Here is a 16,132-nt window from a genome sequence, read left to right on the forward strand (position 1 = left end):
TTCCAATAAAACATCAGAACTCTGAACTTCCGATAATATTAACGGCGAAAGAAGATCTGATACTCCTATTTTTTTAGGGCCAGCAAAAACACATTCTCTAGTACAAAAGCATTTGCTTACTACCAAAAACACTTAAAGAGAGCCACTCTACTTGGTGAGATTACCAAAGGAAAAGCTAATCCCTGACAATTCTTTCCACTGGATGCATCGTTTAAGATAACTATTCCTATTGCCGAGTCAGTAAACCCTGTCCCTATAAGCAATTGAGAGCGTGTTTGGGGGCTATTCAAACATCAAAGGAAGTAGTCGGTGAAGCTAAATAACGAAATAAAGCACATTGGTATTGTGGGATGCTCCGCTGAGGGAGCAGCGCTTTGCTACAAGACAATTTGCAATGAGAGCGCCAAGTATCTTGGGAAACACGCCCATCCTGAGGTTTCCATGCACACCCACTCCCTGGCAAGTTATGTACAGTACCTGGAGTCAAATAATTTCGAGGGTATCGGCGACCTGATGCTCTCTTCCGCAAAGAAACTCAAAGCTCAAGGGGCTGATCTACTAATTTGCCCTGACAATACCATCCATCAAGCATTCAATTATATAAGCTCAAAGTCTCCACTGCCTTGGCTCCATATCGTTGACTGTGTAGTTGATTCAGCACTGTCAAAGGGCTATACAAATCTAGGCATACTTGGGACCCAGTGGCTTGTGGAGAGTGATGTATATCCGGAAAAAATTGAGGCGGCAAATATAAGCTGGCAGCGCCCACCACAAAGAACAATTGAAAAAGTCGGCCACTTAATTATGTATGAACTGGTCAACGGGATTTTTAAACCAGACACCATTCAATATTTTCAGGATATCATAAGGCAATTCGGGGAAGCGGGATGCGATGCTGTAGTCCTTGGCTGCACGGAAATACCATTGATAATTAACGATAGTAATTCACCCATTCCAACGTTAAACTCCAATCGATTATTGGCAGAGGCAGCTATGGCAGAAGCGATATTGATGCGGTCAAAATAGCAATCATTAATATATACAAAAGCACCAAGTATCTGTCATCTAGAGAATATCCGCAGTGACCTCCCCTTTATCTTCCATTACCTTTCTCTTTTTTATCCTAATTTCGTTTACAGCCAATGCCAATATTTATAAGTGGGCCGATAAAAATCGGCCAAGTACATTTTAGTGATAAGAAAAATGAAAATGTAAAACAAGAAATAATCAATTCTAAAAAGTACATATCAGACTGATCTCCGTTCAAAATCACCGGTGAAACGTTAAATACCTAGATAAGCAAACAAGAGCTAGGACGTTTCGTACAACCAAACATGATGTTAGCCACGCTATCAAAAATACTATAACACTCTACTCTCCCTCCAGGCTAAATGAGGGATTAGCTGAACAGATGGAAACTATATCAAAAGTAAATAGACAGCTTAGAATCACTCGCCACAAGAAAAATTATAATTGGGTTAATCCGCCCGAACACAGATTAAAGCTAATGGATATCAATACATTCTTGAAGCTACCAAGCCAAAACTGGAGGCATAAGTTGAGAAATGGGCAGGCACGCTTACATTCCCAAACAGGTCAATTTGTTTACTCTCTCTTCTCCACACCACCTGATAGAAGCTTTATCGATAGGTTAATACACAAGTTTGAACGCGGAGACCGCACATTCTTATACTACCATGTCGACGAGGTCTATATCGGAGGTATTAAAAACTGGAAATAAAATTGAAAAACTGGCTTAACAGCAAGACAATTGAGCATTTCGTTTTATAAAGTAAAAATGACTGAGCATATACAAATTTTGACTTCTAATAAATTAGTCCAAAAAACATATCTTACTTTTCGCCTCTATTTCACCTCTTTGAGAAGTGGCATTACGGTACTCGCCACTCCAATTAGGCAACACGGCTACCCTTTAAAGTACCATAAACTGGACATTACAGGAGGAAAACATAACAAAGCCTTATAGCTATACAACTTTTAACACCATATAGCTAAGAACTATATATCGAAGCAGCTTACCCAGGCCTACTAATATCAAAAACCACAACAAGCGCACCCGTAAAATACCAGCTACAACTGTCAATGGATCGCCAATAATTGGAACCCAGGAAAAGCAAAGTGAAAGTACCCCGTACTTCTTAAATCTTTGCTCTGCCTGATCAAATTCATTCTCGGTCATCTTAAGCCATTTCTTCGCAAGCCCCAAGCCAGCCCAGTACCCCAAGGCATAATTAGTCAGAGAGCCTGCCACATTCCCAACAGTTGCTACAGCAATTAAAGAAATTGGTGATAGGCCACTTAATAATAATGCACTTAAAATAACCTCTGAACTTAAAGGTAAGATAGTTGCAGCCAAGAATGCGGAAATAAAAAGACCTACAAACCCAAAATCAACCAAGCTGCCCATAAATTTCAAAGCTACCTTTATATCTGTCAAGTAATACAGAAGTCCTAAAGCAATAATCCACACCATATATGCTACTGCCTTAGAGGGCAACAAGATCTTGTAGTATCAATTTATTATTCATCGGAAGAAAATGACGATCTAAAAAGTAGCTCTCTTTCTTTTTAAAGCCAATAAAGCTGGCTAGACATGAAAAAGCCCTGTTATAAGATGGCAAAATCTGCTTTCAGGTTTAAAACCAGACTCTCCCCTGTTTTAATTAAGCCATCCCCTTTCACATCGACAACTTCATAAATTAAAAAATTCTCCAAAAAAAAAGAGGGGGGGGGTAGTTACAATAGGGAGCCCGCCTTATAGCAAAGAAATAATTTCTGCTATATTCACATAAGTAATCATGACACAAATTGTCGAATATTCTAATCATAGATTCGAACAACGATTTCAAAAAGCTTTTCTTATGGCAAGATAAATGAAAGTTTTACCCCAACTTAGCAAGGTAGCAGACCATGCCTAATGCCTTAATTGAAGAGAGAATATATTGCCCATATTGTGGTGAATCAATTACGGTATTGATCGACACCTCTGTAACCCCACAGCAATACACCGAAGACTGCCAAGTATGTTGCAATCCAATAGTTTTTCGCATAAATATTGATATGAATGGAGACTTATCAATCTCTACATATGATGAAGATGAAATATTTTGAACGTATCTTATTAACTGGAGCACATGATACTTACTAAAACACGTTAGCGGCCTTTATTTCAATTTCGAAAAAAGCTCAATCGCCCGTTTTCGTCCAGCTCCCACATCACAAATAACCTGCGGATAACCTGCAACAGGTGGTGGATCATGGATACCCTTGTCATCAAGAGAAGCTAACTCCGGCACAAATTTTCGGATAAACTCACCTTTGGGATCAAATTTCCGAGATTGACTATAAGGGTTGAATACACGGAAATAGGGTGCAGCATCAGTACCGGTGGATGCCGTCCACTGCCAACCGCCATTATTAGATGCATAGTCAGCATCAATCAAGCGTTGCATAAAATACCGTTCACCCCAGCGCCAATCGATAAGCATATTTTTGCTTAAAAATGAAGCTACTATCATACGTAACCGGTTGTGCATCCATGCCGTTTCGTTCAGCTGTCGCATAGCCGCGTCGACAATAGGCACTCCAGTTTCACCTCGGCTCCAACGCTCAAATCTATCTTTATCATATGACCAGGGAATTTGATCAGTTTCCTCTTTGAATGGTTTTCCTTTACTCAGCCGAGGGAAATCCACCAATAAATGGGTATAAAACTCCCGCCAGATCAGCTCACTAATCCAGCAGGCGATACCATCTTGTCCACCTAACCAGTGTCCGTCATTGAGTTTTAGGGCCATTCCTACACACTGACGGATTGAGATAGCCCCACTATTTAAGTAGGGCGATAGCCGCGAGGTACTATCCAAGGCAGGAAAATCCCGTTCTGCCTGATATTTATTAACTATTTCACTAAATGCCTTCAGGCGTTTTTGCGCAGCTTTTTCCCCAGTCTTCCAGCCATTGACAACCCCCGAATTAAAGGCCTCAATTGAAAAATGTAATAACTTACCAGGTACTTTTTGATTCAGTTTTTCGCCCCCCTCCAGGGTCACCGACCTCGGCCATTGTGCTCTCTCATCAGTCAGGGGTATTTTTCGAGGGGCGGGCAAAGGCTTAACATCACTATCTGTACATCGTTCTATCAGTGCGCGCTTAAAAGGAGTAAAAACCCTGTAAGGATCTCCACTACCTGTCCTCACTGACCCCGGAGAAAAGAGCGTACGATCACTATAATAATTTACCTGAATACCACTTCTCTGTAGCTTTTCCCGCACAGCATTATCCCTGCGCTGTTCATTTAGGGGATATTCAGCATTGGCAAATAGCGCGTCTATTTTAAGGCGTCGGATAATTTTCTGCAGTGCCTGAGGAACCCCAGAAAATGTGGGCACCTCGAGAAAATACAGGGGGATATTTTTGGTTTGCAACTGGAGCTGTAGTTCGTAAAGGCAGCCCATACGAAAAGCCACTAATGCATCACCTTCATTATGGCTTTTCCAACTATCGGGGCATGCAATGAAAATCGCGGCCAACTGTTCACAACATTTGCTGGCATGGTAGAGCGCAGAATTATCATGTAACCGCAGATCACTGCGCAACCAAACCAAACCGCGCCCCAGGGTAAATTGTTGGCTCATTACTTCAGCTGCTCCCGTAATTGAGCAATAATACTAGCGGTAGCTCCTGGCAGAATTGAGCAAAAAGGCAGTCTCATAATGCCATCCAACTCAGTAATTTGGATCTCAACATAGTCCCCCGCCAGCCATAGAGGCACCCGAAGCCCTGAGGCCAGAGTCGATAAATCCCTAGTAACAAAATGCTTGGGCAACGCACGGTAGCTATAACAAAGTACACCATCCACCTGCAGCTTTTGCATAATTGCTGCCAAGTTGCCCATGCCTACCTGACCATTAAAGACAAAAGCATCGATACCATTGGCAAGCAGCACGTTGCCAAACATCAGGGTAAAAACCTTTTGCTCCTCACCCGGAGGCCCCAGGAGAAAAATACGACACTTATCTGGTTTGTTATCTTTGCACAGGTTTTTTCGGGCAATATCGTTGGCCACTATCAGCTGCTCATGTAGCAACTGCCAAAAAAGGGAAAGAACCAACGTCCTGTCAGGTAAAGGCGACCGATCCAGTCTTTCTCTCAAGGGCTTTAACCAGCACTCCAATAATAACTGCGGAGAAAAACCGGTTATCCACTGATCTAATCGCCGGCGTAACTGAGGCTCAGCAACCTCTCGAAGCAGCTCACAAGTTTCATCAAGTAACTCACGCCAACTGCTCCCGGTTTCTATACTTTCCTCTGCGCGCAATACTATTCCATCACCACGCTCCAATAGTGCACGAACCTGTCCTATAGACACGCCACGCGCTAGGAACGTCAAAATAGTTTCGATACGCCCGACCTCCTCGTCACTGTAGAGACGATGGCCTTTACTGGTACGGACCGGAGTCAAGAGGCCGTAACGGCGCTCCCAGGCCCTCAATGTTACCGGCTGAACACCAGTGCGACGTGCCACTTCTCGAATAGGCAGATAGGCAACTTCTGTGAGACCTGTATCATTCATGCTAACCATCAACGAAACTCACACAAACCAAGTTCAGCTGGCTCTGCAGCAAGCAAGACCTGGCTATGGATAAAATGATGGGGACTGCGCGGTAAATAATGGCGCAGCATAGTAAGCACTGCCGATAAAGGTTTGCGCCCCTGGCGGTACTCATCAATAAGATGTGCCAACTCGGCCCGCTCTTCTTTGGTCAAATAACCTTTCAGGTGGCCCTGGCTATGCATCAGGGCATTAGTTCGATCCTTGCGGCTGGCTTGGTTGGTAAGAATTTCCATAATTTTTCCCCGCACTTCATAGGCAAACCGCTCAGCTTCCAACGCTCGGGAATTTGAAACAAACTGGCCAAGTGCACGTGTCTGTGGCTGGCTATGGGCCAGCAGCAAGTACTTATAAGCGGTATAAAACTCGATCACGCGAGCCGGGCGGGGGTCGGAAGCCACGTAGCGATGCCAGGCATCGTAGGCAAAAACGCGGGTGAGGAAATTTTCACGTATATCACTGGCATTCAGACGCCCCACCTCTTCCATCGGCAAATGCGGAAAATGATGGCGTAAACGCGCGGCAAACAATCCAGAGTCATGGGCAAGTACTCCGGTTCCATCCACCTTGTAATGGGGCGTGGTGCGAATGCCACAACTGGGAGACTTCTGCATCAGAATAAAACCGCGAAGATTTTCCACTTCTGGTACTACCTGATCCGCATAGTGCTCCAGTGACTCCGTCACATCCAGGGTGGCATCCTCTCTTCCCACCGCTCGCAGGCGGTCACTCACAATGAGATGAATAGGTGGTCGAGGCACTCCCATGCCAATTGCCACTTCCGGACAATAGGAATGGAGCTCGAAGCAATTGCTCAGCAGCTGAGTGCAGACTTTACTGTGCTTGTGACTGCCGTTGTAACGCACCGGGTCCCCCACCGCGCAGCGACTAATTCCCACAGGGATTTTCTTAGGCAGTAGATGGATATGCATAGTTATGGTGCGCAGAAAAATTTCATGTATCTTTTTTATAGCCTGCGGCAATTAGTTATACAAGCTTCCACTTTGTATAACTTTTTCGGCACCCTGGATTTAGCGCTATGCCGCTTGCGCCCACCCACACCGCAGCTACAATGCAGAGCCGCATTCCTACCGAGCGGCCAGGCTTTAAGTTATTACCTGCCTTCCACTCCGGTCTTGTATGCGGCCTTCACCTCCCCCGAAATTACGGATTAGCTCATGATTCCAGCATTGCGCGAAGTCGACGAGGTTCAAGCGCTCTATTTGCAGTTTTTGCAAGAACTGACAGATGCGGGTTTCCGCGGCGATACCACCCCCAGTTACGCCAGCCGCACGGTCCTAGCCACCGATAATTCCATCTATCAAGTGCTGCCACAGGCAGTGGTGTACCCCCGTGATAGCCGCGATTTGCAGCTGCTGGCCTCGCTGGCGGATCAGAAAGAGTTTCACTCTATTGTGCTCTCTCCTAGAGGTGGCGGCACTGGCACTAATGGCCAGTCACTCACTGACGGACTGGTAGTGGATATCTCCCGTCATATGAATCAAATCCTGGAAATCAATGCAAAAGAATGCTGGGTGCGAGTGCAGGCTGGCGTAGTTAAAGACCAGTTAAATGCCGCCTTGAAACCCCATGGTCTGTTTTTTGCACCTGAGCTATCAACCAGTAACCGCGCCACCATCGGCGGCATGATCAATACCGATGCCTCAGGCCAGGGCTCCTGTGTTTACGGTAAAACCCGCGATCACGTGCTCGAGCTGCATACAGTACTCATGGGGGGGGAGCTGTGGCACTCCTCTTCCATAGAGGAAACAGAGCTACAAAAAATATGTCAAGAGGACAGCCGCTCCGCAAAGGTACACGAAACCTGTGATGACATCGCCAGGGAAAAAGCCGAATTAATTGAACAGAGGTTCCCCAAGCTCAATCGCTGCCTTACTGGTTATGACTTGGCCCATATCCGCGAAGGCGAGCGCTTTAACCTCAATAGTGTACTCTGCGGGTCCGAGGGGACCCTCGGTTTTATCGCTGAAGCGAAGCTAAACCTTCTACCCATCCCCAAGTGCGTAGCGCTAGTCAACTTGAAGTATGATCACTTCCAGGAAGCACTGCGCGATGCTAATGATTTGATGCGCGCGGGGCCCATGTCTATCGAAACGGTAGACAGTAAAGTCCTGCAGCTGGCCATGGAAGATATCGTATGGCACAGCGTGAGCGAATTTTTTCCCTCAGAGGATCGCCCAGTCAAAGGTGTCAACTTGGTGGAATACGCTGCAGACACAGAAGAAGAGCTGGAGCATGCATTAAGAACATTCACTGGGCACATTGATGAGACCATAGGCCGACCGGGTAAAAGCTTCGGCTATTCCATCGCCCGCGGTCACACGGAGGTCAACCGGATATGGGCCATGCGCAAACGAGCGGTAGGCCTATTGGGTAATGCCCAAGGGGAAAAACGCCCGATTCCATTCGTGGAAGACACCGCCGTACCGCCCGAAAACCTGGCAGATTTTATTGCTGAGTTTCGCGCAGTATTGGATAAAGCCAACCTCGACTATGGCATGTTCGGTCATGTGGATGCCGGTGTATTACATGTGCGTCCAGCTATCGATATGAAAGATCCTCAGCAGGCCGCACAAATTCGCCCAATCACCGACCAGGTCGTGGCACTTACGCAAAAATATAAGGGGCTACTTTGGGGGGAACACGGCAAAGGCATTCGCTCCGAGTATGCACCAGAATTTTTTGGGGAACTGTATCCCGAGCTGCAAAAAATTAAATCCGCTTTCGATCCACGTAACCAGTTTAATCCCGGCAAAATTGCCACGCCTGATGACAACTCCAGCCTGCTGAAAATTGATGCGGTAAACACCCGCGGAGAACTCGACCGACAGATCCCAGCCCAGGTATGGGAGGGCTATGATGAAGGCGTGCACTGTAATGGCAACGGCGCCTGCTTTAACTGGAACCCCGATGAAGCGATGTGCCCGTCCTATAAGGCCACCCGCAATCGAATCCACTCTCCCAAGGGGCGCGCCTCTCTAATGCGCGAATGGCTGCGGCTGTTAAGCAAGCACGATGTAGATGCTGTAGCCAGCGCGCGCAAGTACCGCGAGCGCTCCTTTTTTGTCGGCCTGCCCAAACGCTTCATCAATACCCTGGCTAAAACCCGCGGCGAATACGACTTCAACCACGAAGTGAATGAAGCCATGCAAGGCTGCCTCGCATGTAAGTCCTGTGTCGGCCAATGCCCAATCAAAGTAGATGTACCGGAATTCCGCAGCAAGTTTCTCGAACTCTATTACAGCCGATACCTGCGTCCGTTAAAAGATTACGCCGTCGGCGGACTGGAATTTCTGATGCCGCATATGGCAAAACTGCCACAGCTCTACAATTGGCCCTTAAAACTGAAGCCGGTTTCCTTCTTAATGGAACGTATTTTCGGCATGGTAGATAGTCCTCAGTTATCGCAGAAAACTCTGCAAGCCAGTGTGCGTGAACTCGGCGTGCCTACTGCCAGTAAAGCCTGCCTGGAAACCCTGGGACCGTCCCAGCGCAGCCGGGCGGTAATCATCGTGCAAGATGCTTTCACCAGTTATTTTGATGCTGAAGTGGTGGCCGATATCTTGCGCCTGCTCAAACAGTTGGACTTTGTACCGATACTTGCTCCCTACCGCGCCAACGGCAAACCCTTGCATGTGCATGGATTCCTGCGCCAGTTTCAACGGGTTGCCGAGGGTAATAGCGAGATGCTCAACAATCTGGCGGACAGTGGCATACCTCTTGTGGGGATAGACCCCTCCATGACTCTCACCTACCGCTCCGAGTACAAAAAACTCCTGGGCGAACAGGCACCGAAAGTCCATCTTTTACAGGAGTGGCTGGCACAGCAAGAAGAACACCTATACAAACAACGCGAGCGAGTGCGCCCAGCCAGTTTTCAGCTCTTGCCCCACTGCAGTGAACAAACCAACGCCACCGCTTCTTTGAAGGATTGGCAGGAGGTTTTTGCCACCCTCGGCCTGGAACTGCAAACCGAAAGTCTCGGCTGCTGCGGAATGGCGGGCACTTATGGCCACGAGGCCACACACAAGGATACCTCGCAAGTAATATTCCAGCAGTCATGGGCACCCAAACTTAGTGGCGGCAAGGGCAACCAACTAGCCACCGGTTATTCCTGTCGCTGCCAAGCCAATCGCTTCGCAGGTGTCAGCCTGCGCCACCCTCTGCAAGGACTCCTGGCACAACTCAAGAACTAGGGATTTACTGACGTAAGGGGCCTACGAAAGTGGGCCTTGTTACCGTCGACCGGGCCAGATTGCGGAAATCCTTATGCACAGAAATTTTTTCAGTTTTCAGATCCTATTTTGCGCCCTTCTCACCCTTGCGATACTAGTGCCCGCTATATCGATCACACAACATGCCCAAATCGAGAAGCTCGACTCGCACAGCAGCACCCATGGCGCTGTTACCTGGGTGAATGAAGCTGAAACTCTGGCTCGTAAAGGGGAATACGGTGCCGCTCTGCCCCTTTATGAAAAAGCTATCTCCGCACTATCCCCTTACCCAGCACAGCAGCAGGCCCTGCGTTATCGCTATGGCATTGTGTTAAATGCCCTGGGAGCAAAATCCCGCCCTGATCTCTACCCTCTGGCTCGCGCCCAGTTTAAATCTGTATTGAATTACCTGGACTCCGGTGCTGAATTGCCACACTCTGCTGCCAGGGTGCGCTCAGCTATGGCACACACCTACCATCGCCAAGCAGCCAGCGAGGAAACCATAACCCAACGTGCCCACCTACTAAACACCGCTTACCTTCTTTATAAGAGTGCTATTAACGGGCTATCGGCTCAGGAAGAGTGGCATAACCTGGCCATTACTTACTTCAATATCGGACAGGTATGTGAGTGGCAAGGAAATCTGGAAGAAGCTATCGCATGGCTGGAGAAAGCGGTACAACTAGATCTTCAATACAAACTCCCTGACCTGAAAGAGGATGCTGACTATCTCGCCACATTGCGTCAGCAGGTGGAACCTATTGGTCAGAACCCCGAAACTACTCTTTAGCCTTCGACAAAAATGCTCTTTAAGCCCAACCGGCCATATGGATAATTAGTCACACCATTTCATAACCCTATATCTCTCCAATATGAAGGTTTTGAAGGTCTAGTCACAAATAGTTACAGAGAAATTTTTTACTTTTTTGCTGCTAATTAGAAAGCCGATCCTCGTACCGCCCAGCAATATTTAGAATGACATCGCTGTCAGGTGGATTTTTGATATTGAAATTATTTCCCTCTGAAAGACCTTTTTAATTCTTTTTTAGAGTAAAAAATTTCCATATTATGCTTTTAAAATTTCTATTTTATCTATTTATTTAACAAATAATTCCAAAGTTTTTATGCCCGCCTCCGTTCTGCTGGTGATCCTGTCATCAAATAAGAAAAAGTTGATACCTCCTAAATCGCCGGTAATATAACCAGCGTTGATTAAATATTGATCAACGATTTCCAAAAACACTTGGAAATTTCACAAGCGCCTCTTGGCTTGTGACCATTTGATTCCTGGAGGTAATGGGACATCATGAAACAGACTCTGCGCAATACAGCTTTTTTCATCGCCGCTCTTCTTGCAATTGGTGTAAGTGTCAACGCGTCCGCGGCAATCAAGAAAACCATGATCGTTGATGCAACCGCCTATAACTCTGTACCAGGACAAACTGACAGCGACCCTTGGGTTGCCGCCTGGAACAACCGCCTGCGCCCAGGCGATAAAATAATTGCCGTATCCCGTGACTTGGAAAAGCACGGCCTGACGAACGGTGCCAAAGTACAAATTGAAGGTCTGCCCGGTACTTACACTGTGCGTGACCGTATGAACAAGCGATTTACCAACCGTATTGACGTGTGGATGGAAAAAGATATTCGCAAAGCCCGAGCTTGGGGCAAGAAAAAACTGAAGATTGTTTTCGAACCTGTTAAGTAAGCAGAACTGATTTCAACGACCCTTTTGGCCCCGCCCTCCAGCGGGGTTTTTTTATTGTGCGATACCTTGCTATTAAAAGCACAGATGAGCCTAAGGGCTTATATTCTTTTTAAAAATCCCTAAGGCTCCATTTCTGCAAAGATACCCTTTAACTCCCGACAGTCTTCATTTTCAAGATTAAAAATACCCGGCTGCTGGTTCTCGTTATAGCGATGTTCTAGTCCATTATCACCCAGCACTATCAGATACTCCGCTTTGACCCACTTGTCACCAGTGAAGTATTCCGTAAGCCACAGTAAAGAAGCTTGCCCTTCATAACAGTAGCCATAAAACATCCGGGTTTTCTCTACCAGTTTTTTGGTCATGTAATCGATATAGCGACCTGGGTAGGTATAGCGGTCAGAACCTATCGAGCCCAGCAATTCACCACCACCCTCCTCCTGTCGGGGGATCTGATGAATATAAATTGCCAAATTCTCATCACAATCCACGCAATAGCGCCCAGCTACAATGGCGTAACCATGTAGTTCTGAAATCAGACGAGCTTCCTTGAGGCCTGTATTAAGCAGCTGTTTATCGGAGAGAATTAAGGTTTCAGCAGAGGCTGGCAGAATGCACAAAGATAGAAGAGGCAATACGCAGCGCAGTTTCATCGGCAGGGTAACCGCTGGCTAGATAGCACCGCCGGAGACAAAGACTACACAGTTGCCTCGCGACGGCGCGGTGATTGGGTGTGCTGTCACACAGTCGCGATTCCCTTCTCACCTTAACCATAGCAGTAAAAGTCGGTGGCACCTCAAAAGCCGGTGGGTTTGCCGGCTTTAGACGGGGCGCAGCCTCCCGCATGATGTATGAAAAGAACTACTCACCAATGACCATCTACCTCCTGTACCGGGCCTATAAAGGCCGTAATGCCCTCCTCACGCAGAGCATCCACCGCCTCATCCAGGGCCTCTTTTTCAGTCTCGAATGAGTCTTCCCACACCGTGGAGTTATTATTCTCATCGACGATTTCAAGTAGCCAGCCGCCCTCTCCATCCTCATAAATATCAATTTGGACAGAAACCTCGCCCTCGCGGTAGACCTGGCTTAACTCCGACTCTTTCGGTGCAAATTCTTCGCCCATGGGGTTCGCCTCGCTGTGACCCTTATATTTCGGCCAGAACTTTGACAATTTGCAGCCTCCCGGTCAACCACAAATCTGTGTTGGGGCAAGCTATGAACTGCTTGCTAAATGTACGACAAGCTGTTTTTTTTGCGATAAAATGCGCGGCGATTTTTTCTGCTCCGGATTTACGCTCCGGCCCGCAAATGAGGAAGTACCATGGATCAATTTGTTGTATGTGCACTCTATAAGTTCGTCACCCTGGAGGACTTCGAGTCTCTGCGCGCCCCTCTACTGGATGTCATGCTGGAACACAGTGTACGCGGCACCCTACTTCTGGCCAGCGAGGGCATTAACGGCACTATTGCCGGTTCCCGCGCGGGCATAGACACTGTCCTTGCCCACCTAAGATCTGACAAGCGTCTAGCCGAACTGGAATACAAGGAATCCCTTACCGGCGAGATGCCTTTCCTTCGCAGCAAAGTCAAACTGAAGAGGGAAATTGTCACTATGGGTGTGGAGGGTATTGATCCTCTCCGCGTGGTGGGGACCTACGTCAAACCCAAGGACTGGAATGCCCTGATCAGCGACCCAGAAGTCGTTTTAGTCGACACTCGCAATGACTATGAATTCCAAGTCGGTACTTTCAAGGATTCAATCAACCCAAAAACCGATACTTTCCGCGAATTTCCCCGGTACGTAAAAGAAAACCTGGACCCGACCAAACACAAGAAGGTCGCCATGTTCTGCACTGGGGGCATTCGCTGCGAGAAGTCCACAGCCTATATGAAAGAGCAGGGCTTTGAAGAGGTGTATCACCTGCACGGCGGGATCTTGAAGTACCTCGAAGAGGTGCCCAAAGAGGAGTCCCTATGGGAAGGTGAGTGCTTTGTTTTCGACGAGCGTGTTACTGTCAACCACGACCTGGAACGCGGGCAGTACGACCAGTGCAACGCCTGCCGAATGCCGATCACTCAGGAAGACCAGAAGTCCCCACTGTTTGAACAGGGGGTCAGTTGCCCACACTGCCACGACAAGGTCAGCGATGCCGATCGCGCCCGCTTCCGCGAGCGTGAAAGGCAGATTCAGCTGGCCAAACAACGGGGCGAAAAACATATGGGACAGGATGCCCGTGACCTGACCTCAAATAAACGTCTGCAGAAAAAAGAAGAGCGCCGACGCCAGGCTGAAGCCCAGCGCACACAGATCCAGCAGCAGGCTTAAAATAACTAGAGCGCGACAGGCCTGACAGCTCCCTTATTTTGGGTAAGCCAGGCCTCAGCCTCGGCTTCGGCGACAAATTCCCGCGAGCTATGTCTGCATAGGCAGGTCCCCTGTGTCGCCAGCGGAGATGTACAACGACTGCGTGGATGCAACACAGCTATATAAGCACGTCGCAATACCGGATGCTCCGCGATGTAAGTAGTAAATTTCCGCTGCTCCTCTAAAGTGACTTTCGAACGCGCATAGCGCAGGTCCAAAAGTACTCGTAATGGCACCCTGTGGCGGTATTTTTCCACAAGCCGGGCTGCAGCTTCCATTTTCTCCGCAAAACCAACCGGCCCATAAAATAATACCCGCGCAATACCCCCTATCGGTCGATAGCTGATTTGAAAATTCATTGATATAAGCACCCGCGCTTTTGTCTTTGTTATTTTTATCGACTACAGCTTTTGCAATGCCTTTTATGAGCCTCACCTGCAACTATGGCTAACGCAGCTGCTGGGGACTTTTCGCACACTCCTGAAATTATCACTTTAACCCGACAAATTTGTGCTGTTCTGCCGGATCGTCGAAATTTCTTATCACGCAATCTATATCGGCCTTTTGCCCTCCCTGAATTGTGAAGCCTTGGCAGAATCACTGACTAATAGCTATGACGACCACCAGCATAAATACAGCATAAATACTTAATTTTTCTTAAATAGGTATAAATGCTCATTAACACAATCATCAATCTCAGTGCAGAGCAAATGCCCCCTAAAATACTGCAAATACGGACAACCTCCCTTTAAGCTTCTAAATAAGGCAACCTACAGTGATACCCGTAAATTACGAAAAATATTTTAATTAAAAGGTTGAGGCACTGTTCGGCCAGAACTCACAAACCGACAGTTGATACGTAATGGCCGGGTATAATACCCGGCCATTGATTTAGGCACCTTTCACACAACAGAAAATTCCATGGAAGGCACACCGGAGAGGCTCAATATAGGGATTTTTACCACCGCGAAAAACCACAATAATAAAAAAATTAATTCTTTGTGATCAATATCGCGAATGGGTTCAACTAATTTCGATTTCTGGAAGGTCCTCCTCGCTACTGGCATTGAGCCAGACTTGAGCAGCAGCTTTACGAGCAATTTCCCGATAAAACCCAGCAATCTCCCCATCTGGATCTGCGGTAACGCTCGGACAGCCACTATCGACATCTGCACGGATTTTTTGTGCCAACGGCAACTCACCAAGTAAATGTGTATCGTATTCCTCAGCAATGCGTTCACCGCCACCAACGCCAAAAATCGGTTCGCTGTGACCACATTTGGAGCAGGTGTGCAGTGCCATATTTTCGACGATACCAAGTACAGGCACAGAGACCTTACGGAACATCTCTACTCCCTTGATGGCATCTTTCAGCGCCAAGTCTTGGGGGGTAGTCACTATAATCGCCCCAGCTAGAGTAGTTTTTTGTGCCAATGTCAGCTGAATATCACCTGTGCCGGGCGGCATATCCACAATCAGGTAATCTAGCTCTTCCTTTGCATCGCACCATAAAGTCTGGGTAAGGATTTGATTAAGAGCACCACTGGCCATCGGGCCACGCCATACAGCTGGGGTATCCTCAGTCATCAGGTAGCCCAGAGACATGGTCTCAATTCCCAGAGCATCCACCGGCACAAAGAATTTCTGCTCCTTTACGTGAGGACGTTGCCCCTCAGTACCGAGCATCGTAGGTAGGCTGGGGCCATAGATATCTGCGTCGAGTAACCCTACCCGGGCTCCCTCTGCCGCCAGCGCCAGCGCCAGGTTTACTGCTGTGGTGGACTTCCCCACCCCCCCCTTGCCAGAGGCTACCGCAACGATATTTTTTACCCCTTGCAGTGGCTCAGGGGCACTTGGCGATGAAGTCGCGGGGATATCACTGAAGAGCTCAAACTGCAGGCTGCTACCACCCAGGGGGCCACTTTTCAACAAGGGCTCACAGGCCTCTTTGACCCTTTTGTGCCAGGATTCCACCTGGCTCGCGCAAGGGTAGCCAAGGGTTATACCTACAAGCACTGTATCGCCCTCGTAACCTACCTCAATGTCCGCATCCAACTCGTCCAGTAACAACCCACTGGCCGAGTCGTGCAACTGACCAAGGCATTCAGCCAGGCGCTCGAGTTCGGCCTGAACTTCCATTGATAGCTCTTCATGGTCGTGATGATCGCTCACGGTATCTCCCTCTT

Annotated in this window: 14 protein-coding genes; 6 read left to right on the forward strand and 8 right to left on the reverse strand. The window is 47.8% G+C overall.

Annotation, left to right across the window (positions count from 1 at the left end):
- Positions 1–309 precede the first annotated feature (309 nt).
- Entirely contained in the window at positions 310–1,026 is a 717-nt protein-coding gene (locus ACJJIP_RS17365) for an aspartate/glutamate racemase family protein (RefSeq protein WP_282951641.1), read from the forward strand.
- Positions 1,027–1,987: 961 nt separating this feature from the next.
- Here the strand turns inward: ACJJIP_RS17365 and ACJJIP_RS17370 are convergent.
- The gene (locus tag ACJJIP_RS17370; protein WP_353376987.1) at positions 1,988–2,494 is read right to left on the reverse strand and encodes a YqaA family protein; all 507 of its coding nucleotides are present in this window, start codon (positions 2,492–2,494) and stop codon (positions 1,988–1,990) included.
- A gap of 437 nt (positions 2,495–2,931) precedes the next feature.
- On the opposite strand from ACJJIP_RS17370, the gene ACJJIP_RS17375 reads away from it, so the two are divergent.
- Positions 2,932–3,132, forward strand: a complete 201-nt coding sequence (locus tag ACJJIP_RS17375; protein WP_083922672.1) for a CPXCG motif-containing cysteine-rich protein — start codon at positions 2,932–2,934, stop codon at positions 3,130–3,132.
- Positions 3,133–3,185: 53 nt separating this feature from the next.
- Here ACJJIP_RS17375 and ACJJIP_RS17380 read toward each other — a convergent pair whose 3' ends face one another.
- From ACJJIP_RS17380 to ACJJIP_RS17390, 3 genes are read right to left on the reverse strand one after another with little or no spacing between them, the layout of a single operon-like run.
- The gene (locus ACJJIP_RS17380) at positions 3,186–4,658 is read right to left on the reverse strand and encodes a cryptochrome/photolyase family protein (RefSeq protein WP_444945699.1); all 1,473 of its coding nucleotides are present in this window, start codon (positions 4,656–4,658) and stop codon (positions 3,186–3,188) included.
- Positions 4,658–5,596, reverse strand: coding sequence for a MerR family transcriptional regulator (locus ACJJIP_RS17385; RefSeq protein WP_353376985.1), 939 nt, complete (start codon positions 5,594–5,596; stop codon positions 4,658–4,660). The genes ACJJIP_RS17380 and ACJJIP_RS17385 overlap by 1 nt, the downstream gene beginning before the upstream one ends.
- An 8-nt stretch (positions 5,597–5,604) precedes the next feature.
- A complete protein-coding gene (locus tag ACJJIP_RS17390) occupies positions 5,605–6,534 on the reverse strand; it encodes a YbgA family protein (RefSeq protein WP_353376984.1) in 930 nt (309 codons plus the stop codon).
- A gap of 279 nt (positions 6,535–6,813) precedes the next feature.
- Here ACJJIP_RS17390 and ydiJ point away from each other — a divergent pair, with 279 nt between their 5' ends.
- The 3 genes from ydiJ (at position 6,814) to ACJJIP_RS17405 (ending at position 11,578) form a co-directional block, all read left to right on the forward strand.
- The gene (gene ydiJ, locus ACJJIP_RS17395) at positions 6,814–9,852 is read left to right on the forward strand and encodes a D-2-hydroxyglutarate dehydrogenase YdiJ (RefSeq protein ID WP_444945700.1); all 3,039 of its coding nucleotides are present in this window, start codon (positions 6,814–6,816) and stop codon (positions 9,850–9,852) included.
- 73 nt (positions 9,853–9,925) lie between these two features.
- On the forward strand, positions 9,926–10,660 hold the full coding sequence (locus ACJJIP_RS17400; RefSeq protein WP_353376982.1) for a tetratricopeptide repeat protein: 735 nt from the start codon (positions 9,926–9,928) through the stop codon (positions 10,658–10,660).
- 516 nt (positions 10,661–11,176) lie between these two features.
- A complete protein-coding gene (locus ACJJIP_RS17405) occupies positions 11,177–11,578 on the forward strand; it encodes a 3D domain-containing protein (protein ID WP_020411928.1) in 402 nt (133 codons plus the stop codon).
- 119 nt (positions 11,579–11,697) lie between these two features.
- Here ACJJIP_RS17405 and ACJJIP_RS17410 read toward each other — a convergent pair whose 3' ends face one another.
- Positions 11,698–12,231 carry a hypothetical protein gene (locus ACJJIP_RS17410; RefSeq protein WP_020411927.1) on the reverse strand — a complete coding sequence of 178 codons (534 nt, stop codon included), beginning with the start codon at positions 12,229–12,231 and terminating at the stop codon, positions 11,698–11,700.
- A gap of 212 nt (positions 12,232–12,443) precedes the next feature.
- The gene (locus tag ACJJIP_RS17415) at positions 12,444–12,704 is read right to left on the reverse strand and encodes a hypothetical protein (RefSeq protein WP_444945701.1); all 261 of its coding nucleotides are present in this window, start codon (positions 12,702–12,704) and stop codon (positions 12,444–12,446) included.
- A gap of 198 nt (positions 12,705–12,902) precedes the next feature.
- Here ACJJIP_RS17415 and trhO point away from each other — a divergent pair, with 198 nt between their 5' ends.
- Entirely contained in the window at positions 12,903–13,907 is a 1,005-nt protein-coding gene (gene trhO / locus ACJJIP_RS17420; protein WP_020411925.1) for an oxygen-dependent tRNA uridine(34) hydroxylase TrhO, read from the forward strand.
- 5 nt (positions 13,908–13,912) lie between these two features.
- On the opposite strand, the gene ACJJIP_RS17425 is transcribed toward trhO, so the two are convergent.
- Positions 13,913–14,305: a hypothetical protein gene (locus ACJJIP_RS17425; RefSeq protein WP_020411924.1), complete on the reverse strand. Its 393-nt coding sequence runs from the start codon at positions 14,303–14,305 to the stop codon at positions 13,913–13,915.
- A gap of 664 nt (positions 14,306–14,969) precedes the next feature.
- On the reverse strand, positions 14,970–16,085 hold the full coding sequence (gene apbC, locus ACJJIP_RS17430) for an iron-sulfur cluster carrier protein ApbC (RefSeq protein ID WP_020411923.1): 1,116 nt from the start codon (positions 16,083–16,085) through the stop codon (positions 14,970–14,972).
- Positions 16,086–16,132: the final 47 nt, after the last annotated feature.

This window comes from Microbulbifer variabilis, from assembly GCF_052467165.1.